Below are 23,188 nucleotides of genomic sequence, written 5' to 3'. Positions count from 1 at the left end.
ACCCTTTTTCGGTTCTCGTTGGTCATGTAGGGAAGGGGCGCATTTCTGCGCCCCGTTTTCCTTGTGCGTCCCATGAACTCCCGTCTTTCTTCCGCTCCCGCGAGCCTGTTGCTGTTGGGCCGCGTCGCGGCCGCCGTTTTCGGCGGCTATGCGCTGGCCGCCGCCGTCGCGATCTTTCTTGCCGCCGTGCTGCCGGGCAGCCGCGCGGCGGGCGTGATCGCGGGCATGCAGCTCAGCTTCGTGGTCTACACCGCCGCGGTGATCTGGGCCTTCTCGCCGATCTCGCTGGTGCGTGCATGGGCCGGGCTGTTGCTGCCCGCTGTGGTGCTGGCGGGGTTGGGCTGGGGCTTGCGCGGGATGGGGGGCTGAACATGGCGACCGACAAGAAAACGAAGACAGTGGCGCAGGGCGGCTTTCGGCAGGCCCAGGCCTGGCTGCACACCTGGTGCGGGCTGTGGTTCTCGTGGCTGCTGTTCGCGGTTTTTCTCACCGGCACGCTGGCCGTGTTCGACGAACCCATCACCCATTGGATGACGCCGGAGCACCACGCCGAAGAAGAAGCCGCAGCCGCCGCCTCGAAGGGCGCCGTGACCGCCAGTCGCGCGCAGCGCCTGGCCTGGGGCATTGCCTACATGGCCGAGCACCACCCGGCCGCGCAGATGTGGGAGCTGTGGCCGTCCGATGCGAACGGCGGCGGTGAGCTCAAGGTGTACTGGTTCGACGCCAACGGCCTGTATGTCGAAGCCGGCCTCGATCCGTCGACCGGCCAGCCCATCGCCCGGAAGACCGGCAACGCCGTGCGCGCCACGCTCGGCGGCCACCACTTCGTCGACTTCCACTACGAGCTGCATGCCGGCACGGTCGGCCTGTGGATCGTCGGCATTGCCGCGATGGCGATGCTGGTGGCGCTGGTGTCGGGCGTGATCACGCACAAGCGCATCTTCAAGGACTTCTTCACCTTCCGCCCGAAGAAGGGCCAGCGAAGCTGGCTCGACGCGCACAACGCGGTGGCGGTGCTGACGCTGCCCTTTCAATTCATGATCGCCTACACCGGCATCGCGATCTCGGGCATGACCTTCATGCCGGCCGGCAAGCTGGTGCAGTACGGCGCGGGCGCCGCCGGGCAGTCGCAGTTCGCCGTCGAGCTGAGCGGTGAAGAAAAGCCGGCGCGCACCGGCCGCGCGATGGCGGTGCCCGATCTGGAGCCTTTCGCCGCGCGCGGCCAGCAGCTCATGGGCCAGGCCGTGCGCGCCGTCGTCATCGACCACCCGGGCGACGCGGGTGCGCGCATCGGCATCTACGGCTGGAACAGCGAAGACGAATCGCTGCGCCGCCTGAGCAGCACCAGCGGCATGGCGCTGTTCTCGGCCGCCACCGGCGAGGTGCAGCGCGTGCGCGTGGCGGGCGGGGCCGATGGCGGCGCCGCGATGCTTGCGCAGTCGGCCATGGGCGGCCTGCACATGGTCAGCTCCGGCGGCTGGGGCATGAAGTGGCTGTACTTTCTTTGCGGGCTGGCCGGCACCGCGATGATGGGCACCGGCGCCATCCTCTTCATCGTCAAGCGGCGCCACAAGCACGCGGGCGAATTCGGCGGCGCGACCGCACGGGTCTACCGGCTGGTCGAGGCGCTGAACGTCGCGGCCATCGCGGGGCTGGCGGTGGCGTGCATCGGATTCTTGTGGGCCAACCGGTTGATTCCGGTGTCCATCGACCATCGCGCCGGCTGGGAGCTGCGCGCCTTTTTCGCGCTCTGGGCACTTGCGCTTGTGCATGCCTTCATCCGCCAACCGGAGCAGGCCTGGCGCGAACAACTCGGCGCGCTGGCGGCCTTGTGTCTGCTGCTGCCGGTGCTCAATTTCCTGACCACGGGCGATCACCTGCCGGCGCAACTGCTGCACGGCGATTGGGAAAGCGCGGGTGTCGAGCTTTGTGCAGTGGCCTTCGGTGTTGCCGCCCTCGGCACGCTGCGCCACCTGCGCAACGCGCAGCGCAAGAAGCTGCTGAAGGCGTCCGCATCGAGGCCATTGCCTGGCGTCGCAAGCACGGAGCGCGCGGCATGACGGTCTGGTACGCCTCCTTGCTCAGCCTTGCGCTGGCCCATGCCGGCATGGCCGCGCTGAGCTTTGCCATGGACCGGCACCATGAGCAGTTGACCCATCGGCGCCAGGAGATGCCGCCGCGACGCCGCGCGCTGCTTCGCCTGGCCGGCGTCGTCTTGCTGATGGCCGCCGTGGTGCCCTGCGTGATGGCGTGGGGCGGCACCGTCGGGTCGGTGGCGTGGCTCGGTTTTCTGTCGGCGGGCGCGTTGCCGGTGGCGCTGCTGTTGCCCTATCGTCCGCGCGGCATCGCATGCCTTGCCGCCTGTGCTGCCGTCCTCGGTGGCGCGGGGCTGGTCGTGGCGCTCGCGAGGTTGCCGTCCTGAACGGCGAGGTCGCCCTTCTTCCCATTCATAAACACACAACAACTTTTCGCTTCCCATGCTTTCTTCTTTCCGCATCCGTTCGCTTTCCCTCGCCGCCGCATTGCTCGCGAGCGCCAGCGCTGCGCAGGCCGACTATCTCTGGCTCTCGCGCGACGGTGCCGCCGCCACGGCCCGCGTGGGCGAACTCGACAAGACGCCGCAGCCCATGGCCAGCGTCACCGCGCCGCGAGCCTTCCTGGCCGACGGCAAAGAACTGCCGCTGACGGTCGAAGCCGACCGCATGCTCATCCCCGGCACCGCGGCCGGCACCGACCTGCGCGCTGTGGCCAGCCGGGCCACCGGCGAGAAAACACTGACCCAGTACCAGGCCCGCTGGGGCCGCAACGAGACCAAGGCCGTGAACGACCTCGAACTGGTGCCCACCGAGCCCAACGGCAACACCTTCAAGCTGGTGTGGAAGGGCAACACCGTCGCCGCGTCGCAGGTCAACGTCGACACCGCCGAAGGCTGGCGCCGCGTGCTCAAGCCCGCCAAGGACGGCACCGTGACGCTCACGACGCCGTTCCCCGGCCTCTATGTGCTGGAAGTGACGGCCCGCGTGAACGGCGCGGTCACCGTCGATGGCAGGAAGTACGAGGAAGTGCGCCACACCGCCACGCTGAGCTTCGACGTGCCGCGCTGAGCGCACGCACCTACCAGCGGTAGGTTGCGGTGGCGAGCACCTTGCGCGGCTCGCCGTAGTAGCAACTGCCCGACGAGCAGTTCGCGATGTAGGTCGTGTTGCCCAGGTTGCGCAGATTGAGCGCGAGGCTCCAGCGCTCGAAGTCGTAGCCCACCAGCGCATCGAACACCGTGTACGACGGCACCGGGACCGTGGTGCTCTGCTGGTAGCCGTGGTTGGAGCCCATGAAGCGCGCGCCCAGCCCCACCTTCACGCCGGTGGCGAAGCGGTAGTCGGCCCACACCGACACCTGGTTGCGCGACACGGCCTGCATCTGCTTGCCGATCTCGCTCGGTGTGCTGCTGGCCGTGACGACGGCCTTGGGCGTGTAGGTGTAGGCGGCCGTGATGTTCATGCGCGGCACCGGCTGGAACGAGGCCTCCAGTTCGAGCCCGCGCACCAGGATCTCGCCCGTCTGCCGGGGTACGAAGTCGGCGTCGTAGGTGATGTAGTTGCGCCGGCGCAGGTCGAAGATGGCCGCGCTGTACTTGTCCTTGCGGTCCACCGGCTGGTAGCGCACGCCGACCTCGTACTGGCGTCCGGTTTCAGGCTTCAGCGGCTGCTTGGTCTCGGGGTTGATCGTGACCGTGGGCGAGAACGACTCGGAATAGCTGAAGTAGGGCGCCCAGCCGCTCGGATGCAGGTAGACCAGCCCCGCGCGGCTGGTGAACTTGTGGTCCGACACGCTCGTCGTCGTGCCGTCGATGTGGCTGTACGACACCGCCCTGGCGCTGTCGTAGCGGCCGCCCAGCGTCGCGACCCAGTGGCCCCACTTGATCTGGTCCTGCGCGTAGAAGCCGGTCTGCGACAGCGTGGTGCGGGCGTCGAACCACGGATCGGACGTGGTGACGAAGCCTTGATGCACCGGCAGGTAGCCGTCGATGTCGGGCACGCTGCCGCTGTTGGAGGTGCGCTGCTCGTTGCGCGAGCGCTGGTAGTCCAGCCCGAACAGCAGCGTGTGCTGCCAGTCGCCCCAGTGCAGCCTGGCCTGCAACTGGTTGTCGATGGAGGCGATCCGTGCTTTCTCCTTGCTCGCGAAGGGGAAGCGGCCCAGCACGCGGTAGTTGGCCGGGTCGTCCGCGTTGTCGGGGTTGACGGTGACGAGGCTGGCGCGGTTGTAGACCTGCCCGTAGTCGACCTTGATCGAGCCCAGCCGCGCGTTCTGGCGGAAGGTCAGCGTGTCGTTCAGCCGGTGCTCGAGCAGGTAGCCGACCATCCACTGGTCCTGGTTGAAGCGGTCGAAATTCGGGTCACCGGTATAGGTCTTGGGCGAGAAGCGGCCGTTGGGGTTGGGCAGCAGCGTGCCGACTTCCGGAAAGCTGCCGTACGAACTCCCGTCGCGAATGCGCAGGTAGTGCGACAGCAGCGTGAGCGTGGTGTCGCCCGATGGCTTCCAGGTCAGCGACGGCGCAAGGAAGGTGCGGTCGTTCGGCAGGCCGCTGCCCGGCAGCCTGGCGTCGCGCACCATCCCCGTGAGGCGGTAGAGCACCTTGCCTTCGGCATCGAGCGGGCCGGAAAAATCACCCGCCACCTGCCGGCGCGCGTTGTCGCCGAACTGCACCTGCAGCTCGCGCAGCGGCTCTTGGGTGGGGCGCTTGCTGACCACGTTGATCATGCCGCCGGGGCCGTTCTGGCCGTACAGCACGGAGGCGGGGCCGCGCAGCACCTCGATGCGTTCGGTGCCGTAGTTCTCGGTCTGCCAGATGGCCCAGCCGTTGTTGTTGCGCAGTTGCAGGCCGTCGAGGTAATAGCCCGGCGTCTGCGCGTCGAAGCCGCGCAGGATGGTCCAGTCGAAGCGCGAGTCCGCGCCCCAGGGCGACACGTTGATGCCCGGCGTGTAGGCCAGCGCTTCCTTCAGGCGCGTGGCGCCCGAGGCCTCGATGAAATCGGAGGTGACCACCGAGACCGATTGCGGCGTCTCGATGATCGGCGTGTCGGTCTTGCTGCCCGCCGTGCTGCGCCGCGCGATGTAGCCCGGCACATGGCCGGTGGCGGCTTCTTCCGCGTCGGCCGTCACCGTCACCGGGGGCAGCGTGCTGGTGCCCCCGCCCGCCGTCGCGCGGATGACGGTGAGCGCCGAGGCACCGCTGCGCACGAAGGTCAGGCCGCTGCCGGCCAGCACCCGTTCCAGCGCCTGCTGCAGCGTGACCGCGCCGCGCACGGCCGGTGCCGTGCGGCCTTCGAGCAGCGAGCTTTCACCGCCGATGGATGTGCCGAACTGCCGCGACAGCGCGCCCAGGCTCTGCGCCAGCGGCTGCACAGGCAGCGACAACTGCACGGCGGCTGCTGCCGGGGCTGCGGCGGCCGCGTCCTGGGCACGGGCCGCGCCGGCCATCGAGATCAGCGCGGAGGCGACGGCAAAGGCCAGCGCCGCGGTGGTGAAGGAATCGGCGCGAAGGCGTCGCGCGGCAATCAGCTTGTTGGTCATGTTTGAGGGTCCTGGAGATGGGTTTCAAACAGAAGACAAGCTCAGGGCCGTTTACCCCACAAAGAAAATCGAAAAAAGTTGCGGGCGGGCGGGCGGGCGGGCAGGCAGACAGATCAGGGCCGGCGTGCGATGTCCGTCGTGCCATCGGCATTGCGCGCCGTGCGCACCGGCAGCATCACGGCCAGCCCGTTCAGGAAGGCCTGCGGGTCCTGCAGCCGGTAGCTGCCCGTCACGCGCATCTCGCGCAAGGCGCTGTCGTCGGCCAGTCGCAGGGGTTGGCGCAGGTAGTCGTTCCAGCGTGCCAGCGCCTCGGGCAGCCGCGTGTTGCGGAACACCAGCCAGCCCTGTTTCCAGTCGGCGACTTCGCCCACGTCGACACGACTGCGCGTGCCCAGCCCCAGCGCGTCGGCCTCGATGGCTTCCCCGGCCTGCAGGATGGTCGCCGGCGGTGTAGCTTCCACATCAAGCGGGCCGCCTGCCTGCGTGTGCGCCCAGACGGCAACGCGCCCTTCGGCCACCGCCAGCCGCATGCGTCCGTCGCGCACCGACACCGTGAACACGGTGCCCAGCACGCGCACGTGCCCCCATTCCGTGCTCACGGTGAAGGGGCGCTGTGCGTCGTGCGCCACGGCGAACCGTGCCTCGCCCTGCACCAGCCGCACCGTGCGGCGGTCGCGATAAAGCGTGATCTCCAGTGCCGTGTTGGCGGCCAGGTCCAGCGTGCTGCCATCCGGCAGCGCATGCGCCAGCGTCTGTGCCTGGCCCGTGCGCGGCGCCGCCTGGTAGACCGGGCGTTGCCAGTACCAGCGCCCGCCAACGCCTGCGAGCGCCGCGAAGCCCGCCACGCCCAGCAGCCCGACGACACGGCGGCGCGACTGGCGTTCCTGCGCGGCCGTCGGGGGCATCGCCATCTGGCCGCGCAACGCACCGGCGTCGGCCGCGTTCCAGATGCGGTGCGCGGTGGCCGTGGCTTCGGAGTTCTCGGCATTGACGCTGCGCCAACGGGCGAGTTCGACCTCGGCGGCTTGCGCGGCTTCAGGGCTGCCGCGGTGGATGCGGCCGATGAGTGTCAGCGCATGTTCCACCAGCGCGCGGGGGGCGCGGCGTTCTTCGTCACTGAGCAAAGGGGCGGTGCGGGGGGGCATGGTCGTTTCAGTGCTTCATCGGGGCTGCTGTTCGGGGCGGGTTCGGGGTCATTCGGGACGAGTGCGAATGACACCAGGAGCTCCCCTCCGCGAATGTCCCCCGCTTCGCTCCTCCTTTATTTCGCTGCGGGGAGCACCTGGTGTCATTCGCACATGGGCACGCTGCTGGTGTACCGTTGATCAACAACCACTCTGTCCAGCGCTCGCGCCGACACGGGGCTCTTTTTCGCGAAATAAAGGAGGAGCGAAGCGGGGGACATTCGCGAAAAAGAGCCCCGTGTCGGCGCGAGCGACGCCCTGAACAGCAGCGACGAACAAACCGCCCAGCAAGAAGAACAGAAAAGCAATGCGTCATCTCAGCCCCGCCCATAACCCGCACAGTCGAGAAGAGCACGCGTCATATGCCGCTCCACAGCCTTCTCGCTGATCTCCATGTGTGCCGCCGTCTGCGCATAGCTCAGACCATGGATGCGCACCAGGATGAAGGCGTTGCGGCGCTTGCGTGGCATGTCTTCCAGCAGCGCAACCAGACGTTCGAGCTGTTGCCGCGCGCTGACGTGGCGCTCCACCGAGGGTGCGCTGTCGGCGCTCACCAGTGCCAGCGTGTCCAGCATGCGCAACTCCGCCGCGCGGCGCACGGCCTGGCTTGCGAGGACGTTGCGGCCCGTCTGGTAGAGCAGCGCGCGCGGCTCGAAGACCGGGCCGCCGGCGTCCTGGTGAATCAGCACGCGCGTGTAGGCCTCTTGCACGACGTCGGCGGCGGTGTCGCCATCGCCGGCCTTGCGGGTGAAATACCGCAGCAGTTCTCTGTAGTAGCGCTCGGGCACGTACACCTCAGCCGGTGTGAAACAGGAAACTCCCGTCGTGGCTGAGATGTAGCGGTGGCTGGATCTGTGGCGGGGGAGCGGAGGCCGAAATTATAGGGACGGCCCCCGCCGGGGGGCTCAGGCAGCCTGTTCCTCGCCCGCCTTGCGCCCCATCAGCCTTGCGGCCCCGCGCTTGACCAGCAGGTAGAACAGCGGCACGAAGAAGATGCCCAAGGCCGTTGCCGCGAGCACGCCGCCGAACACGCCGGTGCCGATCGCGGTCTGGCTGCCCGAGCCCGCGCCCGTGGCAACAGCCAGCGGGATCACGCCCGCCAGGAAGGCCAGCGAGGTCATCAGGATCGGCCGCAGCCGCAGGCGCGCGCCTTCGGCCACTGCTTCGAGCAGCGGCACGCCGCGCCGCAGCGCCGCTTCGGCGAACTCGATGATCAGGATCGCGTTCTTGGCCGACAGGCCGATGGTCGCGAGCAGGCCGACCTGGAAGTAGATGTCGTTCGACAACCCGCGCAGCGCCGCCGCGATCACCGCGCCGAGCACGCCCAGCGGAATCACCAGCATCACCGAGAACGGCACCGACCAGCTCTCGTACAGCGCGGCCAGGCACAGGAACACCACGAGGATCGACAGCGCGAACAGCAGCGGCGCCTGCCCGCCCGACAGCCGCTCCTGGTAGGACAAACCGCTCCAGGCCTGGCCCGTGCCGCTCTGCTTCTTCGCGATGGTCTCGATGGCCGCCATTGCCGTGCCCGAGCTGACACCCTGCGATGCCGCGCCCTGGATCTGCACCGCGGGCACGCCGTTGTAGCGCTCCAGTTGCGAGGCGCCCTGCGACCAGCGCGTGCTCGCGAAGGCCGAGAACGGCGTCATCGCACCGGTGCTGCCGCGCACGAACCACTGGCTGATGTCGTCCGGTGCCGAGCGGTAGGGCGCATCGGACTGCACGTACACGCGCTTGACGCGGCCACGGTCGATGAAATCGTTGACGTAGCTGCCGCCCCAGGCAATGCCCAGCGTGGTGTTCACGTCGTCTAGCGACAGCCGCAGGGCCGAGGCCTTGAGCTGGTCGATGTCGACCTGCAGTTGCGGCGTGCCGGCCACGCTGTTGGCGCGCACCGACTGCAGGCGCTTGTCCTTGTCGGCCTCGCGCACCAGCCGTTCGCGCGCCTGCACCAGCCGCTCGGCGCCCATGCCCGAGGTGTCCTGCAGCCAGAACTCGAAGCCGTTGGATTGGCCCAGTCCTTCGATCGGCGGCGGCACCATGCCGTAGACCTCGGCGTCGCGTTGTTGTTTGGACAGCGCCGCGCCGGCACGTTCCGCGATGGCGTGCGCGCGCTTGTCCGCGCCGGGCCGTTCGGACCAGTCCTTCAGCGAGACGAAAGCCATGCCCATGTTCTGCCCTGAGCCGCTGTAGCTCCAGCCGGTGAGCGTGAAGATGGTGTCGGTGGTGTCCTTCTCGGTTTCCAGGAAGTACTTTTCGACGGCGCGGTTGACTTCGTCGGTGCGGCCCGCGGTGGCGCCGGCCGGCAGCGTGAGCACGACCATCACGCTGCCCTGGTCTTCTTCCGGCAGGAAGCCGCCGGGCAGGCTGACGTACAGCAGGCCCATGCCGGCCACGATGGCCACATACACGGCCGTGAAGCGCAGCGGCTTGCGCAGCATGCGGCCCAGCACGCTCACATAGCGGCCTTGCGCGGCGTCGAAGCGGCGATTGAACGCACCCAGAAAACCACGCGTGCGCGGCGGCACGCCGGCCTTGAGGAAGCGCGCGCACAGCGCCGGAATGAGCACGATGGCCACGACCACCGACAGCACCATCGACGCGATGATGGTCACCGAGAACTGCCGGTAGATCACGCCCACCGAGCCGCCGAAGAAGGTCATCGGCAGGAACACCGCCGACACCACTACCGCGATGCCGATCAGCGCACCGGTGATTTCCTTCATCGACTTGATGGTGGCGGCCTTGGCGTCGAGCCCCTCTTCGTGCATGACGCGTTCGACGTTCTCCACCACCACGATGGCGTCGTCCACCAGCAGGCCGATGGCCAGCACCATGCCGAACAGCGTGAGCACGTTGATCGAATAGCCGAAGGCCGCGAGCACGCCGAAGGTGCCCAGCAGCACCACCGGCACGGTGATGGCCGGGATCACCGTGGCGCGCCAGTTCTGCAAGAACAGGAACATCACGACCACCACCAGCGCGATGGCTTCCAGCAGCGTCTTGATGACCGACTTGATCGAGATCTTGACGAAGCGCGTGGAGTCTTCCGCGTAGGCCACGCGCAGGCCGGCGGGCAGCGAACGCTCCAGTTCTGAGATGCGCGCCTTCACCGCGTTGGCGGTGGTCAGCGCATTGGCGCCGGGCGCCAGCATCACGGCCGAGCCCGCGGCAGGGTGGCCGTTCAGGCGCGTGGTTTCCGCATACGACTCGCTGCCGATTTCCACGCGCGCCACGTCGCCCAGCCGTACCACGGCGCCGTCGGCCTGCGTCTTGAGCACGATGTCGCGGAACTGCGCCGGCGTCTGCAGCCGCGAGAGCGCGGTGACGGTGGCGTTCAGGTGCTGCGTGGGCGATGAAGGCCGCGCGCCGATCTCGCCCACCGACACCTGCGTGTTCTGCGCGGTGATGGCGGCCGTCACGTCGGACGGCATCAACTGGTAGCTGGCCAGCCGGTGCGGGTCGAGCCAGATGCGCATGGCATACGACGCGCCGAACGCCTGCACCGAGCCCACGCCGTCGACGCGGCTGATCGGGTCGCGCAGGTTGCTGGCCATCCAGTCGGAGATGTCGGTGTCGGTGCGTTGGCCGGTCTCGTCGTAGAGCGCCACGATCAGCAAGAAGTTGTTCTGCGACTTGGCGACCGTCACGCCTTGCTGCTGCACCGCCTGCGGCAGGCGGCTGGTGGCCTGGCTGACCTTGTTCTGCACCTGCACCTGCGCGGTGTCGGGGTTGATGCCCTGGCGGAAGGTGACGCTGATGTCGACATAGCCCGCCGAGCTGCTCGTCGACTTGAAATACATCAGGCCGTCGATGCCCTTGAGCTGCTGCTCCAGGACCTGCGTGACGCTGCTTTCCACCGCCTGCGCCGAAGCGCCGGGGTAGTTGGCGGAGATGGTCACGGTCGGCGGCGCGATGTCCGGGTACTGCGACACCGGCAAGGTGCGAATGGCCACGCCGCCGGCCAGCATGATGAGGATGGCGATGACCCAGGCGAAGACGGGCCGATGAATGAAGAAATTGGCGATCACGGGATTCTTCTTATTCGCCGGAGGAAACGGTCGCCGGTGCCGATGCGCTCGCGGACACCGGCACCGGCTTGACCTTCTCGCCGGGATGCGCGCGCTGCAGGCCGTCGACCACGAGGCGGTCGCCGTCGCGCAGACCCTTGGTCACGATCCAGTGTTCGCCTTCGGCGCTGCGCACTTCGAGCGCGCGCAGCTCGACCTTGTCGCCGGCACCGACCACCAGCGCGGTCGGCTCGCCCTTTTCGTTGCGGGCCACGCCGCGCTGCGGCGCCAGGATGGCCTGGCGCTCCACGCCGGACTCGACCTGCGCGCGCACGTACATGCCGGGCAGCAACAGCCCCTGCGGGTTGGGGAATTCCGCGCGCAGCGTGACCGAGCCGGTGGCCGCATCGACGCCCACTTCGGAGAACTTCAGCGTGCCCGCATGCGGATAGGGCAGGCCGTCTTCCATGCGCAGGCCGACCTGGGTGCTGGCCGGTGCCATGTCGCCCGAGATGAAGCGGCGCTTGAGCTTCGTCAATTCAAGGCTCGACTGCACCACGTCGACGTAGATCGGATCGAGCCGCTGGATCGTGGCCATCGCCATCGCCTGACCCGATGCCACGAGCGCCCCCTCGGTCACGCCCGAGCGGCCGATGCGTCCCGCGATGGGCGCGGTGATGCGCGTGAAGTCGAGGTTGATGCGCGCCGCCTTCACCGCTGCTTGCGCGGCTTTCACGCTGGCTTGTGCCTGGATGAGCGCGGCCTGCGCTTCTTCGTGTTCCTGCTTGCTCACGGCATTGGCCTTGACCAGTTCGCCAAAGCGTTCGGCCTTGCCGCGCAGGCTGGCAATGGTGGCCTGCGAGGTCGCCAGGGTGGCTTGCGCCTGCTCGTGGGCGGCCTCGAACGGGCCGGGCTCGATCTCGTACAGCACCTGGCCCGCGCGGACCATGCTGCCTTCTTCGAACAGGCGCTTGCGCACGATGCCGTTGACCTGCGGCCGTACTTCGGAGACGCGGTAGGCGGCGGTGCGGCCCGAGAGTTCGGTGTGCACCGCCACGTCGCCGGCGTGCAGCGCCACCACGCCGACTTCGGGCGGTGCGGTCTCGGTGGCGGGAGGCTGCTTGGCGCCGCATGCAGCGAGCGCGAGCAGGGAAAGGGGAAGCAAAAGCTTGAAGGTGGTCATGGCCATCTGGAGTCGCGGTGTCGCGCGCGCGGGGGATCGCCCGGATTGCGCGCCTGCACCTGAACGGTGCATTGTGCCTTTGGTGTTGCGTTGCAACATGAAGAAATCCCAAGACTGCCGCGTGGGAAAGCAGCAGTCGTCGCCAACGAAAAAAGGCCCATGCAGGTGCCAACCCGTCACCACGTCGATCCGTGGCGAAGGGCTGGCTGCATGGGCCGCGAAGAGCGGTCGGTCTGTGGCTCGCCGTGGCTGCCGCCCCGTGGGGCAGCAGTGGCGGCGGGCCTAACTGGCGCTTTGCTGGTGGCGCAAGCCCAAGGCAAACACGGAGTTGGGCGCATCCACGACGAAGGGCTTGCGCGTGACCGGCTGGCCGGCCGGCGCACGCCGGGTGTCTTGCCGCGCCGCGGGCTGCACGCCCTTGGCCTTCTGCTCGTCGACCAGGCTTTGCAGCGAAATCGACTTGAGGAACTCGACCGCGCGAAGATTCACGGTGGCCCAGAGCTCGTCGATCTCGCAGCGGCCGGCGTCGCCGGGGGCGCCGTTGTCGCGTCGCCGGGTGGATTCGACATCGTGTTCCTCGATCGAGAGGACGATGTCCGCCACGGAAATGTCGGCCGCCTTGCGGCTGAGCGAATAGCCGCCGCCCGGACCCCGGGTCGATTCGACCAGCTCGTTGCGGCGCAGCTTGCCGAACAGCAGTTCCAGGTACGACAGCGAGACCCGCTGACGCAGGCTGATCGATGCCAGCGTGACCGGACCCGAGCGGCCGTGCAATGCGATGTCGATCATCGCGGTGACCGCAAAGCGGCCTTTGGTGGTGAGGCGCATGTCAGTTCTCCTTTTCGGGGGATTACTCGTCGCGGCCGCCGGCGATGCCCAGCAGGGCCAGCAGCGACTGGAAGACGTTGTAGATGCTGAGGTAGACGCCCAGCGTGGCCGAGATGTAGTTGGTTTCCAGGCCGTCCTTCACGCGCTTGAGGTCGTGCAGGATGAAGGCCGAGAAGATGCCGATGGCGGCAACCGACAGCGTCATCATCAGCGCGCTCGACTTGATGAAGAAGTTGGCGATGCCCGCCACCAGCAGCAGGATCGCGCCGATGAAGAGCCACTTGCCCATGGACGACAGGTCGCGCTTGATGACCGACGACAGCGTGGCCATGCCCAGGAAGATCGCGCCGGTGCCGGCGAACGCCGTCATCACGAGGCTCGCGCCGTTGGACAGGCCGAGCACCGTGCCGACCAGGCGCGACAGCATCAGGCCCATGAAGAAGGTGAAGGCCAGCAGCACCGGCACGCCGGCGGCGGATTCCTTGGTCTTCTCGATGGCGTACATGAAGCCGAAGGCGCCGCCGAGAAAGACCATCAGGCCGATGCCGGGCGACATGGCGCGGGCCAGGCCGGTCGAGACGCCGATCCAGGCGCCGAGCACGGTGGGCACCATCGACAGCGCGAGCAGCCAGTAGGTGTTGCGCAGGACGCGGTTGCGCTCCTGCACCGAGGCGATCGGTGCGTCGAAGCCGGGGTGGTAAGTGGTTGGGCTGTTGTTCATTGTGATTTCCTGATTTCCTTGAAGGATGTGGACCGATGCCGGTCTGGACGGAATGGCACGTGCAGTTGGCGAACGGCCGGAATGGAAGGTGTCGTCGTTGCGATGCGGGTGTGCCGGAAGGCCGGCAGGCCGTATCGAAGGGGCGGGAGCCGCGCAGGCTCCCGGTCGCGCAAGGCCCGAAGGCCTAGGCGACGAAGGTGGCGAGCCGGGGAGGCCGCTTGGGCCGTTCGAGGAACGGCGAGATGGTGGTCGTCAGGCCGAGTTTTGGCGGCTCTTCCGACAGACGCTGCGGCAGGCGCACGTCGTTGCGGGCATCGACCAGCTCGGCGTGTTCCGAGCCTGCTTCGTCGATGTTGGTGGCATCGTCCGATGCCGAATCGGCATCGCCGACGGTGGTTGCGTCGGCGAGCGAAACGATGGTGACCAGGGGCTGTTCGACCTGGCTGACCTGAGAGGAGGTTTGGTTGTTGCCGTACGAATGGCCGACACCGATCAGGTTGTGGGCAAGCACGGCAAAGCCGTAGCAGGACAACATGAGGGCAAGGACAGTAGCGGCAAACCAGCGGGACATGAAGGGGTAATTTTACCTGCCGCCGGCCCGCCCCACCGCAAAGACGGCGCTTTCTCCGACCGGGCCGTGCGGATGTTCAGGTGTTCTTCATCGTCCATGAGATGAGACGGTCATGGCAAATCTGGCCGACTACCGGAGTTTTGGCTCCGCTTTTAGCCTTCTGGACATGCATCGGCGACCTCTGCTTGCCGGGTATTCACCTCAACTTCCAGGAGAACCTTTCATGCCCACCAACGACAACATCGCCAACTTCAACGGCGCCAAGCCCGTGATCGACGCCGACGACGCCGTCATGCTGCTGATCGACCACCAGAGCGGCCTGTTCCAGACCGTCAAGGACATGCCGATGACCGAGCTGCGCGCCAACGTCACCACGCTGGCCAAGGTCGCGACGCTGGCGAAGATGCCGGTCATCACCACAGCTTCCGTCCCGCAGGGACCGAACGGCCCGTTGATCCCCGAAGTCCACAAGTACGCGCCGCATGCGCAGTACGTGGCGCGCAGGGGCGAGATCAACGCCTGGGACAACCCCGAGTTCGTCGCGGCCGTGAAGGCCACCGGCCGGGGCACGCTGATCATTGCCGGCACCATCACCAGCGTGTGCATGGCCTTCCCCAGCATCGCGGCGGCGCACGAGGGCTATCGCGTGTTCGCGGTGATCGACGCCTCGGGCACCTACTCGAAGATGGCGCAAGAGATCACGCTGGCGCGCGTGGTGCAGGCCGGCGTGGTGCCGATCGACACCGCGGCCGTCTGTTCCGAAATCCAGAAGACCTGGAACCGCGAAGACGCGCTGCAGTGGGCCGAGGCCTACAGCGCGGTGTTCCCGCCGTACCAGTTGCTGATCGAGAGCTATGTGAAGGCGCAGGAGGTTGTGAAGAACAGCGAGCAGCTGGATTCGCTGCGGGCCTGAGCACGCCGCGCAGCCGGCGCCGCCGCCCGATACGGGCGCGGCGCTTTTCCTTTTTGCTCTTCTTCCTACTTCGCCGCGGACGGCAGCGTGATCTCGAAGGTCAGGCCGATCCTGGTCTTCCCCTTGCCGCGCTGCGAGCTGAAGTACAGCCGCTTGCCATCGGGCGACATTGCGGGGCCTGTGATCTCGCTGTCGTCGTGATCTTCCAGGCGCATCAGCGGCTGGGAGGTTCCCGAATCGATCCGCAGCACGCCGATCTCGAGATTGCCCGCGTCTTCCGCCACCAGGATGTCACCGAGCGCCGAGATCGTCAGGTTGTCCGGTTCGTTGATCGAATGCGTGCTCGCATCCTTGCTCTTGCCGTCCTTGTCCTTGCCGTCGTAGATCACCTCGAGCGTTTCGTGCTGTGTGTCGTAGGCCCAGATCCGTGCATTGAAGGAGGTGACGAAATACACGATGCCATTGAAGAACCAGATGCCTTCGGCCTTGGGGAAGTTGGCGCCGGGTGGGGTGAGCGCAGCTTTGCGCAGGTCGCTGCGCACCGTCGACTGCGGCTTTTCGGGGTTGACCACATCGATCCACTCCACCGGCTGGGGCTTGCTGTAGTCCTTCAGCTTGGCGTAGTCGGGCGCGGCCAGGTCGACATCGTTCACGACGCCCTTGACCTTGAGCACCTGGAGCCGGCCGGTCTTCATCGCGGCGCGGCTGGCGCCTTCGGGCCAGTCGATCGCATCGCACACGAAGCGGTAGACACGGCCACCGGATGCGTCCTCCGTCAGGAAGAGGGTCTTGTGGACCGGGTCCACGCACACGGCCTCGTGCGCGTAGAGGCCCAGGGCCGGCAGGCTCGGGGCGCTGCTGGCATCCACCCAGGGCTTGGCCGGATCGCACTCCCACACCATGCCGCCCGAATATTCCTCGCACGACAACCAGGTGTTCCACGGCGTGGGGCCGCCGGCGCAATTCGTCGTCGTGTTCTTCAGGATCGGGTACGAATCGACCACCGTGCCATTGGCATCGAAGCGCAGCGCGCCGACGCCGCCGCCCTTGCTGCCAATCTCTGAATTGCTGACGTAGATCCAGCCGCCGTTCTCGGTCGGGTAGGTCGCCCCGCCGTCCGGTGCGCCGTGCCAGGCATAGCTGCCTGCCGCGATGGCGCCCGTCGTCGCGACGATGCGCGAGGTGAAGCCCTTCGGCAGCATCACGCCGTTGGCATCGGCAGGCTGCAATGCCGAGAACTCCGCGAACGGACTCTTCTTGACGACCGGTGCCTCGGGCGGCGGGGGAGGTGCGGGCTCCGGCGCCGGGGCGGGCGGCAGGCCGGGTGTCGGCAGGAAACCACCGGAGCCGCCGCCACCGCAAGCGGCCAGGAAGGCGGGGAGCGTTACCGCACCCGCGGTGGCGAAGCTTTGCCGCAGGAAGGCGCGGCGCTGGGGAAGATCGAGGGGGATGGCGGGGAAGGTCGTGCGCGGGGTGGTCTTCATTGGTGAGTCAGGTGGAAGTCAGGTTTCTAGGCGGCGCCATTCTTTGACGTCCACATGACTGATTCGTGACCAATAACCCAACTAAGGCAACGGTGTTGCGTTAATACCTCGCCCCGATCCGATGAAAAAACGACCTGCCTAGGCGTGCGGTGCAGGGCCCACCGTGGCGGCCGGATCGTCGTCCGCCCGCAGCCATTCGCGCGCATGCCCGCGCAGCGCGTCGATCTGCAGCCAGATCAAACCCAGTTCGGTATGAAAGGTGCGCGCCTGCGGATCGGCGTCGCCGCTGGCCGCCGCCGCTTGCGCCAACGCGGCGCGCGCGGCCGACTCCGAGGCGGTGTCGCGCGGGCCATCGACCGAACCGCTTTCGAGCCCGGCCGCCAGCGCATCGAGCGCTGCAATCGCGCCTTCCGCCGCGGTGCGCAACACCGCCATCTGCGCCGAATCGGGCAGCGCCGCGCGGTGCGCGCCCAGCGCCGACAGGTAGCTCAGCAGCGTGTGCGAGCGGATCAGAAAGCGCAGCGCCACGCCCGCGCGCGGCCGCACATAGCCAGGCTCGCGGAACATGTCGGACACGGCGGTCGACAGGGCCGCATCGGCGTTGTGGTCGTTGCGCCGCGCCAGCCGGTAGTCGAGGTGATCGCGTGCGCCCGTGCGGTACTGCGCGACGATCTGCCGCAGGTAGCCCGCGTGGCCGCGCAAGGCCGTGGCCGCCAGTTCGTTGATGCGGCGTGCCTGCCAGTGCGGCAACACCAGCAGCACGGCAAGCCCGGCGATCGCGCTGCCGATGGCGGTGTCGACCAGCCGCGGCACGAGCAGCACGCCGCTGTCGCCGACCTGGTTGAAGCACATCAGCACCAGCAGCGTCATCGAGGCCGTCGCCAGCAGGTAGCGCGTGGTGCGTGTGGCGAAGAACAGCACGCCGGCCGCCACCGCGATCACCGATTGCACCAGCGGCTGCGGAAACAACTGCAGCAGCGCCCAGCCGGCCACCACGCCGAGCGCCGTGCCAGCGATGCGCTGGCCCATGCGCGAGATGGTGTCGCCGTAGGTCTGCTGGCACACGAACAGCGTGGTCAGCAGGATCCAGTAGCCCTGCGCCGGATGGATCAGGTGCATCACGCCATAGCCCACGACCAGCGCGATCGACAGCCGGAGCGCATGCCGAAACAGCGGCGAGCGCGGCGTGAGCTGACGCCGCACGCGCTCGACCGCATCGCGCCATGAGCGCGGCGAACGGTCGAACAAACCCATCTCGGTACGGCCGGCGCGTGCCGATGGCTGGCTCGCGCCCGTGAGCTGCCCGTCGAGCTGTGCGAGGTTGCGCGCGAGCGCCTCGACCGAGGCCAGCAGCACCAGCCGCTCGGGCGTGGACGCACGCGCGCGTTCATGCGCGATGGCGCTGCGCAGGTCGGCCAGCGCCTGGACGGTTTCGGTGCCCACCTCGAAGGGCTCGCGCCGCTCGATCGACACCGCGAGGCGCTGGCATGCGATGCCCTGCAGGTCCAGCACGCGCTGGCAGCGGTACAGCAGGTCGCTGTGGAAGAAGGCGTCGGCCAGCGCGTTGTAGTCGTCGTGCGAGGAACTGGCGCGCTCGTGCACGTCCTGCGCGATCAGGTACAGCCCTCGGTAGCGCGAGATGCGCCCCGTCGGCGCCCGCGCGCCGATGCGACGGAAGATGCTTTCCTTGGCCGCATTCAGCTCTGTCACCACCTGTGCGTTGAGCTGCGCGAGCGACAGCCGCTTGCGTTCGATGTCGATGCCGCGCAGCGGCTCGAACAGCGAGGCCTTGAAGCGCACGAAGTTGCCCAGCACCGTGAACAGCGTGACCAGCCGCGCCTGCACCGGCTGCGCCGGAAAGGCCGCGCACCAGAGCACCGAGAACACGCCATACCAAGCCGCGCCCGCCAGCAGCAACAGGGGCTCGCGGCCACGATGGGCCACGACGGCGCCGTGCGCGCTCATGTTCTCGATGCCCAGCGTGGCATACATGCCCAGGATCAGCGTCGCATAGGCAATCGCCTTGTAGCGCGCCTCCACCGCACCCAGCATCGTGAGGCTGAATGCCGCGAGCGCGAGCCCGGTGATGAACAGCAGCGGCAGGCCAAACAGCGCCTCGACCGCGAACGCCATCGCCGCGAAGCAGGCGAGCGTGACGAGCTGCGCGCGCAGGCGGCCGCGCCAGCTGTCGTCGGTTTCGGCAAGCGCGCTGGCGATGGCACCAAGGAACAGCGGGATCACCGCATCGGGGTGATCGGTGTAGCCGCACGCGGCCATCAGGCTGCCGAGCGTGAGCAGGATGCGCAGCGGCTGTGCGCGGGAGGCAAAAGACCGCAACTGCTGGCGCAGCGCGTCGGAAGACAGGGAAAGCATGGTGCGATCTTGCACGATGCATGCCACGGTTCGTGGCGCCCCCTCAGCCGCGATGACTCACGGTTCGCGCGCTTTCCGTGCGCGTTCGGAGATGGGGACGCTGTCAGGCAGCAACGCCAGGGCCTGCGCGCCACGGGCAGCGGTGCCCACATTGGCCACAAACGTCAGGCGCGTGTCGCGAAAGGCAAAGATCAGGTTGAACGTGCCGTAGGCTTCGCGGACATCGACCTCGCAAATGTCCGCGTAAGACCGCTGCTGTTGGCGGAGTACCCGGAAAGCCAGGTGCTGGTCTTCGATGCGGAAAACGGGATTCAGGCTGTTGCTCGCCAACGCGACCCACGGCAGCCCGCGCAAACCGGTGAAGGTTGCCGCCACGCGAACATCCCCGTTCTTGATCGCCGCAAGGCCAGCACCAGATAAAGCGGGCGCCTTGGGCTTGCGCAGCTTCTTCCAGATCCGATAGATGAACCAGAAAGAGAGCGCCTGCGCTACAAGCACCATGGCGGTCGAAAGGACGGCCATCGCATCTATCTCCAAAGTGCTTTCCTCTCTACATATTTTTGTATTGCAGGCCGCTTGCAGCGAACGCAACCTGCGCGTCGATCTCATCGACGAGGCGCCATTAAAACAGGGTTGCCTGAAGGATGAACAGCGCGTCCAACGGTGGCCCAAGCGCACCCCTTGACATTCCAACCGTGTGAGCGTGGAGACTTTTCCCTTTCTTTATCTGGAAGGAGATCTCCATGGAAGACCCTATGACGCATGCTGCCGCGGAGCGCTTGCTCCTCGCCGAAGTCGTTGCGCGAACCGGCGCGTCTGTGCAATTGCTGAACGACTGCGAGTCTCTGGGCCTGCTCGGCAACGCGGCGCATATCGACGGGAGCAGCCGCCCATACGACGCGCGCGCAGTATCGACACTGCGCTTCGTTCGCAGGGCGCACGCGCTGGGTTTCGAGACCCCGCAAGTCGTGGAACTGCACGCGCTGTGGAGCAACGGGCGCCGCGCGAGCTTCGACGTGAAGCGCGTCGCGCTCGAAAGGGCGAACGACCTTGCCCGGCAAATAGAGGAACTGGGGCGCATGAAGCACCTGCTGGAGCGCCTGACCGCCTGCTGCGAGGGTGACCATCGCCCGGAATGTCCCATCCTCGACGAGTTGGCCGACCTCAGGGGTTTCGCCGCCTGCGAAGCACCAACGAAGTAAATCGCCCAAAGGCCTTGACCTTTACACGATGTCAATCTTTAAGATTTGCCCAACAAACATTCAAAGGGTCGTTCCATGGCTTCCGTTGCCCTCCAACAAGGCGTCAATCCCTCCGGGTCGCCGGTCACTCGCCTGAGCCTGCCGGTCGAAGGCATGACCTGCGCATCGTGCGTCGGCCGTGTCGAGCGTGCGCTGAAGGCGGTCCCTGGCGTGCACACGGCCGCGGTCAATCTCGCCACTGAGCGCGCCGACATCAGCTTCAGCGGCGTGGCCGATCCGCAGGCGGCCGTTCGCGCCATCGAAGGCGCCGGCTACACCGTGCGCGAAGAAACCACCGAACTGGCGATCGAGGAGATGACCTGCGCGTCATGCGTGGGCCGGGTCGAGAAGGCACTCACGCAAATCCCGGGCGTGCTCGAAGCCAATGTCAACCTGGCCACCGAGCGCGCGCGGGTGCGCTTTCTGGCCGGCGTCGTTTCCACGGCCGACCTCGAAGCAGCGGTCGAGCGGGCAGGCTACAAGTCCCGCCGCCTGTCCGCCGAAACGCCGAATGCGGACGACCAGGACACCGAGCGCCGCGAGAGCGAGGCGCGATCGCTGCGGCGCTCCCTGATCATTGCGGCCACTCTCACCTTGCCGGTCTTCGTTCTCGAGATGGGCTCGCACCTGATTCCCGCCATGCATCATTGGGTGATGGGCGTCCTGGGCGAGCAGACGAACTGGTATGTGCAGTTCGTGCTGGCCACGCTTGTGCTGTTCGGGCCGGGCCTGCGCTTCTTCCGCAAGGGCGTGCCGGCGTTGCTGCGCGGTGCTCCCGACATGAACTCGCTGGTCTCGGTCGGCACGGCGGCCGCCTACGGCTATTCGGTGGTTGCGACCTTCCTCCCCGAAGTGCTGCCGCAGGGCACCGCCAACGTCTACTTCGAAGCCGCCGTGGTCATCGTGACCTTGATCCTGCTCGGGCGCGTGCTGGAAGCGCGCGCCAAGGGGCGGACCTCGCAGGCCATCAAGCGGCTCGTCGGGCTCCAGGCCAAGACCGCGCGCGTCGAGCGCAACGGCAACACCGTCGAGATTCCGCTCGACCAGGTGAGCACCGGTGACGTCGTTCTCGTTCGTCCGGGCGAGAAGATTCCGGTCGATGGCGAGGTGGTCGAAGGCTCTTCCTATGTCGACGAAAGCATGATCACCGGCGAGCCGGTGCCCGTGTCGAAGGGCGTGGGCGCCGAAGTCGTCGGCGGCACCATCAACAAGACGGGCGCCTTCAGTTTCCGCGTGACCAAGGTCGGCGCGAACACGGTGCTCGCGCAGATCATTCGCCTGGTCGAGGAAGCGCAGGGCTCCAAGCTGCCGATCCAGGCGCTGGTCGACAAGGTGACCATGTGGTTCGTGCCGGCGGTGATGGCCGCGGCCGTGCTGACCTTCCTGGTCTGGCTGGTCTTCGGTCCGGACCCGGCGCTGACCTTCGCGCTCGTCAATGCGGTCGCGGTTCTCATCATTGCCTGCCCATGCGCGATGGGGCTGGCCACGCCGACCTCGATCATGGTCGGCACGGGCCGCGCGGCCGAACTCGGTGTTCTCTTTCGCAAGGGCGAAGCCTTGCAGGCGCTGCGCGATGTGAGTGTGATCGCGCTCGACAAGACCGGCACGCTGACCAAGGGACGCCCCGAGCTGACCGACCTCGTTCCCGCCGAAGGCTTCGAGTACAACGAAGTGCTGGCGCTCGTGGCGGCGGTCGAGACCCGCTCCGAGCACCCGATCGCTGAAGCGATCGTTGCAGCCGCCCAGCAGCGGGACATCACGCTCGCCCCCGTCGAAGGCTTCGCCGCGACACCGGGCTTCGGCGTGTCGGCCCGGGTCGCGGGCCGGACCATTGCCGTCGGTGCAGACCGGTTCATGGTGCAGCTAGGCTTGGATGTGGCGAGCTTCCTGCCGACCGCCCAGCGTCTGGGCGCGCAAGGCAAGAGCCCGCTCTATGCGGCGATCGACGGCCGCCTTGCGGCGGTGATCGCGGTCGCCGATCCGATCAAGGAAACCACGCCCGCGGCCATCAAGGCGCTGCACGCGCTCGGCCTCAAGGTTGCGATGATCACCGGCGACAACGCGGCCACGGCCACGGCGATTGCCAAGCAGCTCGGCATCGATGAAGTGGCGGCCGAGGTCTTGCCCGACGGCAAGGTCGCGGCGCTGAAGAAGTTCCGGGCCAACGGCGCGCGGGTCGCCTTTGTGGGCGATGGCATCAACGACGCACCGGCACTCGCAGAAGCGGACGTCGGGTTGGCCATCGGCACGGGCACCGATGTGGCGATCGAAGCAGCCGACGTGGTGCTGATGTCGGGCGACCTGCGCGGCGTGCCGAACGCCATCGCGCTGAGCCAGGCGACCATCCGCAACATCAAGCAGAACCTGTTCTGGGCCTTCGCCTACAACGCCGTGCTGATCCCGGTCGCGGCCGGCGCGCTCTATCCGGTCAACGGCATGTTGCTTTCGCCGATCTTCGCCGCGGCCGCGATGGCGCTCTCCAGCGTCTTCGTGCTTGGCAACGCACTGCGGCTCAAGCGGTTTCGCGCACCGATGACGGTCGAAGCCCGCACCGGGACGGCATCGCCCACGCCACGTCTGGCGAACGACCATTGATCCCGGGCCGACACACCGGCCGGCTGATCACCCACTCAAGACAAAACGCACATAAATTGAACACAGCAACCAACCAGGAAATCAAGATGCATCGTTTCTACATTCCTAACATGACCTGCGGCGGCTGCGCCAAGTCCGTCACCAAGGCGCTGCTGAGCGTCGATCCGCAAGCCCGCATCGAAACCGATCCGCCCGCGCGTGAAGTCCGGGTCGACAGCGCCGTGGACGAAAGCGCATTCCTCGCGGTGCTGACCGAGGCGGGGTATCCGGACAAGCAGTGATCCGCAGCGATGACCGATTGATCAAGGCGCAAGGCTCTTGAACATCAAAAGACCACCATACCTGCCGAGCTGATGCGCCACGCAACGCCCTCTCGTGCGGGTTGGTATGCGCTGTGGATTCAGTTCAAGGCCGGTGGCGAAGTGCAAATCGTGCCGTTCGTCGTCACCGTGCCGGTAGCCTCGTGACTTCCTGCGATTCACGTTGACGGCCTTGGCTGGTGCTCGGGCCG

Annotated in this window: 19 protein-coding genes; 8 read left to right on the top strand and 11 right to left on the bottom strand. The window is 67.3% G+C overall.

The window, feature by feature from the left end:
• Positions 1–72 precede the first annotated feature (72 nt).
• From ACSFB7_RS28345 to ACSFB7_RS28330, 4 genes are read left to right on the top strand one after another with little or no spacing between them, the layout of a single operon-like run.
• Positions 73–369 (top strand): DUF3649 domain-containing protein, encoded by a 297-nt coding sequence (locus ACSFB7_RS28345; protein ID WP_435475652.1) that lies wholly within the window; start codon positions 73–75, stop codon positions 367–369.
• Positions 370–371: 2 nt separating this feature from the next.
• The gene (locus tag ACSFB7_RS28340; protein ID WP_435475651.1) at positions 372–2,060 is read left to right on the top strand and encodes a PepSY-associated TM helix domain-containing protein; all 1,689 of its coding nucleotides are present in this window, start codon (positions 372–374) and stop codon (positions 2,058–2,060) included.
• Entirely contained in the window at positions 2,057–2,422 is a 366-nt protein-coding gene (locus ACSFB7_RS28335; RefSeq protein WP_435475650.1) for a DUF3325 domain-containing protein, read from the top strand. Before ACSFB7_RS28340 ends, ACSFB7_RS28335 begins: the two co-directional genes overlap by 4 nt.
• A 55-nt stretch (positions 2,423–2,477) precedes the next feature.
• Positions 2,478–3,104, top strand: a complete 627-nt coding sequence (locus tag ACSFB7_RS28330) for a hypothetical protein (RefSeq protein WP_435475649.1) — start codon at positions 2,478–2,480, stop codon at positions 3,102–3,104.
• Positions 3,105–3,114: 10 nt separating this feature from the next.
• Here ACSFB7_RS28330 and ACSFB7_RS28325 read toward each other — a convergent pair whose 3' ends face one another.
• From ACSFB7_RS28325 to ACSFB7_RS28290, 8 genes are all read right to left on the bottom strand, one after another.
• Positions 3,115–5,571 carry a TonB-dependent siderophore receptor gene (locus ACSFB7_RS28325; protein WP_435475648.1) on the bottom strand — a complete coding sequence of 819 codons (2,457 nt, stop codon included), beginning with the start codon at positions 5,569–5,571 and terminating at the stop codon, positions 3,115–3,117.
• 113 nt (positions 5,572–5,684) lie between these two features.
• A complete protein-coding gene (locus ACSFB7_RS28320; RefSeq protein WP_435475647.1) occupies positions 5,685–6,716 on the bottom strand; it encodes a FecR family protein in 1,032 nt (343 codons plus the stop codon).
• Between the two features lie 356 nt (positions 6,717–7,072).
• The gene (locus tag ACSFB7_RS28315) at positions 7,073–7,549 is read right to left on the bottom strand and encodes an RNA polymerase sigma factor (RefSeq protein WP_435475646.1); all 477 of its coding nucleotides are present in this window, start codon (positions 7,547–7,549) and stop codon (positions 7,073–7,075) included.
• 111 nt (positions 7,550–7,660) lie between these two features.
• Positions 7,661–10,789: an efflux RND transporter permease subunit gene (locus tag ACSFB7_RS28310; RefSeq protein ID WP_435475645.1), complete on the bottom strand. Its 3,129-nt coding sequence runs from the start codon at positions 10,787–10,789 to the stop codon at positions 7,661–7,663.
• A gap of 10 nt (positions 10,790–10,799) precedes the next feature.
• On the bottom strand, positions 10,800–11,951 hold the full coding sequence (locus ACSFB7_RS28305) for an efflux RND transporter periplasmic adaptor subunit (protein ID WP_435475644.1): 1,152 nt from the start codon (positions 11,949–11,951) through the stop codon (positions 10,800–10,802).
• Between the two features lie 282 nt (positions 11,952–12,233).
• Entirely contained in the window at positions 12,234–12,779 is a 546-nt protein-coding gene (locus tag ACSFB7_RS28300; protein ID WP_435475643.1) for an Rrf2 family transcriptional regulator, read from the bottom strand.
• Positions 12,780–12,801: 22 nt separating this feature from the next.
• Positions 12,802–13,500: a Bax inhibitor-1/YccA family protein gene (locus ACSFB7_RS28295; RefSeq protein ID WP_435475642.1), complete on the bottom strand. Its 699-nt coding sequence runs from the start codon at positions 13,498–13,500 to the stop codon at positions 12,802–12,804.
• A 184-nt stretch (positions 13,501–13,684) separates the two neighbouring features.
• Positions 13,685–14,071, bottom strand: coding sequence for a hypothetical protein (locus ACSFB7_RS28290; RefSeq protein WP_435475641.1), 387 nt, complete (start codon positions 14,069–14,071; stop codon positions 13,685–13,687).
• A 223-nt stretch (positions 14,072–14,294) separates the two neighbouring features.
• Between ACSFB7_RS28290 and ACSFB7_RS28285 the strand changes: the two genes are divergently transcribed.
• On the top strand, positions 14,295–14,984 hold the full coding sequence (locus ACSFB7_RS28285; protein ID WP_435475640.1) for an isochorismatase family protein: 690 nt from the start codon (positions 14,295–14,297) through the stop codon (positions 14,982–14,984).
• Between the two features lie 65 nt (positions 14,985–15,049).
• Here ACSFB7_RS28285 and ACSFB7_RS28280 read toward each other — a convergent pair whose 3' ends face one another.
• The 3 genes from ACSFB7_RS28280 to ACSFB7_RS28270 form a co-directional block, all read right to left on the bottom strand.
• Positions 15,050–16,468 carry an alkaline phosphatase PhoX gene (locus ACSFB7_RS28280; protein ID WP_435475639.1) on the bottom strand — a complete coding sequence of 473 codons (1,419 nt, stop codon included), beginning with the start codon at positions 16,466–16,468 and terminating at the stop codon, positions 15,050–15,052.
• A 138-nt stretch (positions 16,469–16,606) separates the two neighbouring features.
• On the bottom strand, positions 16,607–18,841 hold the full coding sequence (yccS, locus tag ACSFB7_RS28275) for a YccS family putative transporter (protein ID WP_435475638.1): 2,235 nt from the start codon (positions 18,839–18,841) through the stop codon (positions 16,607–16,609).
• 57 nt (positions 18,842–18,898) lie between these two features.
• Positions 18,899–19,363: a hypothetical protein gene (locus tag ACSFB7_RS28270; RefSeq protein ID WP_435475637.1), complete on the bottom strand. Its 465-nt coding sequence runs from the start codon at positions 19,361–19,363 to the stop codon at positions 18,899–18,901.
• 221 nt (positions 19,364–19,584) lie between these two features.
• Here ACSFB7_RS28270 and ACSFB7_RS28265 point away from each other — a divergent pair, with 221 nt between their 5' ends.
• The 3 genes from ACSFB7_RS28265 to ACSFB7_RS28255 all read left to right on the top strand — a co-directional run bounded on the left by ACSFB7_RS28265 (position 19,585) and on the right by ACSFB7_RS28255 (position 22,958).
• A complete protein-coding gene (locus ACSFB7_RS28265; protein ID WP_435475636.1) occupies positions 19,585–20,043 on the top strand; it encodes a MerR family DNA-binding protein in 459 nt (152 codons plus the stop codon).
• A 75-nt stretch (positions 20,044–20,118) separates the two neighbouring features.
• Entirely contained in the window at positions 20,119–22,677 is a 2,559-nt protein-coding gene (locus tag ACSFB7_RS28260; RefSeq protein ID WP_435475635.1) for a heavy metal translocating P-type ATPase, read from the top strand.
• A gap of 86 nt (positions 22,678–22,763) precedes the next feature.
• On the top strand, positions 22,764–22,958 hold the full coding sequence (locus ACSFB7_RS28255; protein ID WP_435475634.1) for a heavy-metal-associated domain-containing protein: 195 nt from the start codon (positions 22,764–22,766) through the stop codon (positions 22,956–22,958).
• The last annotated feature ends 230 nt before the right edge of the window (positions 22,959–23,188 follow it).

It is taken from the genome of Variovorax raffinosi, assembly GCF_051216615.1.
Taxonomy (GTDB): Bacteria; Pseudomonadota; Gammaproteobacteria; order Burkholderiales; family Burkholderiaceae_C; genus Variovorax.
This window is presented reverse-complemented; position numbering and strand designations above follow the sequence as displayed.

Bases quoted from the DNA above. Each gene is read 5' to 3' on its own strand.
- ACSFB7_RS28325 (WP_435475648.1), bottom strand. From the start codon at position 5,571: ATGACCAACAAGCTGATTGCCGCGCGACGCCTTCGCGCCGATTCCTTC.
- ACSFB7_RS28285 (WP_435475640.1), top strand. From the start codon at position 14,295: ATGCCCACCAACGACAACATCGCCAACTTCAACGGCGCCAAGCCCGTG.
- ACSFB7_RS28265 (WP_435475636.1), top strand. From the start codon at position 19,585: ATGGAAGACCCTATGACGCATGCTGCCGCGGAGCGCTTGCTCCTCGCC.
- ACSFB7_RS28320 (WP_435475647.1), bottom strand. From the start codon at position 6,716: ATGCCCCCCCGCACCGCCCCTTTGCTCAGTGACGAAGAACGCCGCGCC.
- ACSFB7_RS28260 (WP_435475635.1), top strand. From the start codon at position 20,119: ATGGCTTCCGTTGCCCTCCAACAAGGCGTCAATCCCTCCGGGTCGCCG.
- ACSFB7_RS28340 (WP_435475651.1), top strand. From the start codon at position 372: ATGGCGACCGACAAGAAAACGAAGACAGTGGCGCAGGGCGGCTTTCGG.
- ACSFB7_RS28295 (WP_435475642.1), bottom strand. From the start codon at position 13,500: ATGAACAACAGCCCAACCACTTACCACCCCGGCTTCGACGCACCGATC.
- ACSFB7_RS28305 (WP_435475644.1), bottom strand. From the start codon at position 11,951: ATGACCACCTTCAAGCTTTTGCTTCCCCTTTCCCTGCTCGCGCTCGCT.
- ACSFB7_RS28280 (WP_435475639.1), bottom strand. From the start codon at position 16,468: ATGAAGACCACCCCGCGCACGACCTTCCCCGCCATCCCCCTCGATCTT.
- ACSFB7_RS28290 (WP_435475641.1), bottom strand. From the start codon at position 14,071: ATGTCCCGCTGGTTTGCCGCTACTGTCCTTGCCCTCATGTTGTCCTGC.
- ACSFB7_RS28335 (WP_435475650.1), top strand. From the start codon at position 2,057: ATGACGGTCTGGTACGCCTCCTTGCTCAGCCTTGCGCTGGCCCATGCC.
- yccS (WP_435475638.1), bottom strand. From the start codon at position 18,841: ATGCTTTCCCTGTCTTCCGACGCGCTGCGCCAGCAGTTGCGGTCTTTT.
- ACSFB7_RS28270 (WP_435475637.1), bottom strand. From the start codon at position 19,363: ATGGCCGTCCTTTCGACCGCCATGGTGCTTGTAGCGCAGGCGCTCTCT.
- ACSFB7_RS28300 (WP_435475643.1), bottom strand. From the start codon at position 12,779: ATGCGCCTCACCACCAAAGGCCGCTTTGCGGTCACCGCGATGATCGAC.
- ACSFB7_RS28255 (WP_435475634.1), top strand. From the start codon at position 22,764: ATGCATCGTTTCTACATTCCTAACATGACCTGCGGCGGCTGCGCCAAG.
- ACSFB7_RS28330 (WP_435475649.1), top strand. From the start codon at position 2,478: ATGCTTTCTTCTTTCCGCATCCGTTCGCTTTCCCTCGCCGCCGCATTG.
- ACSFB7_RS28345 (WP_435475652.1), top strand. From the start codon at position 73: ATGAACTCCCGTCTTTCTTCCGCTCCCGCGAGCCTGTTGCTGTTGGGC.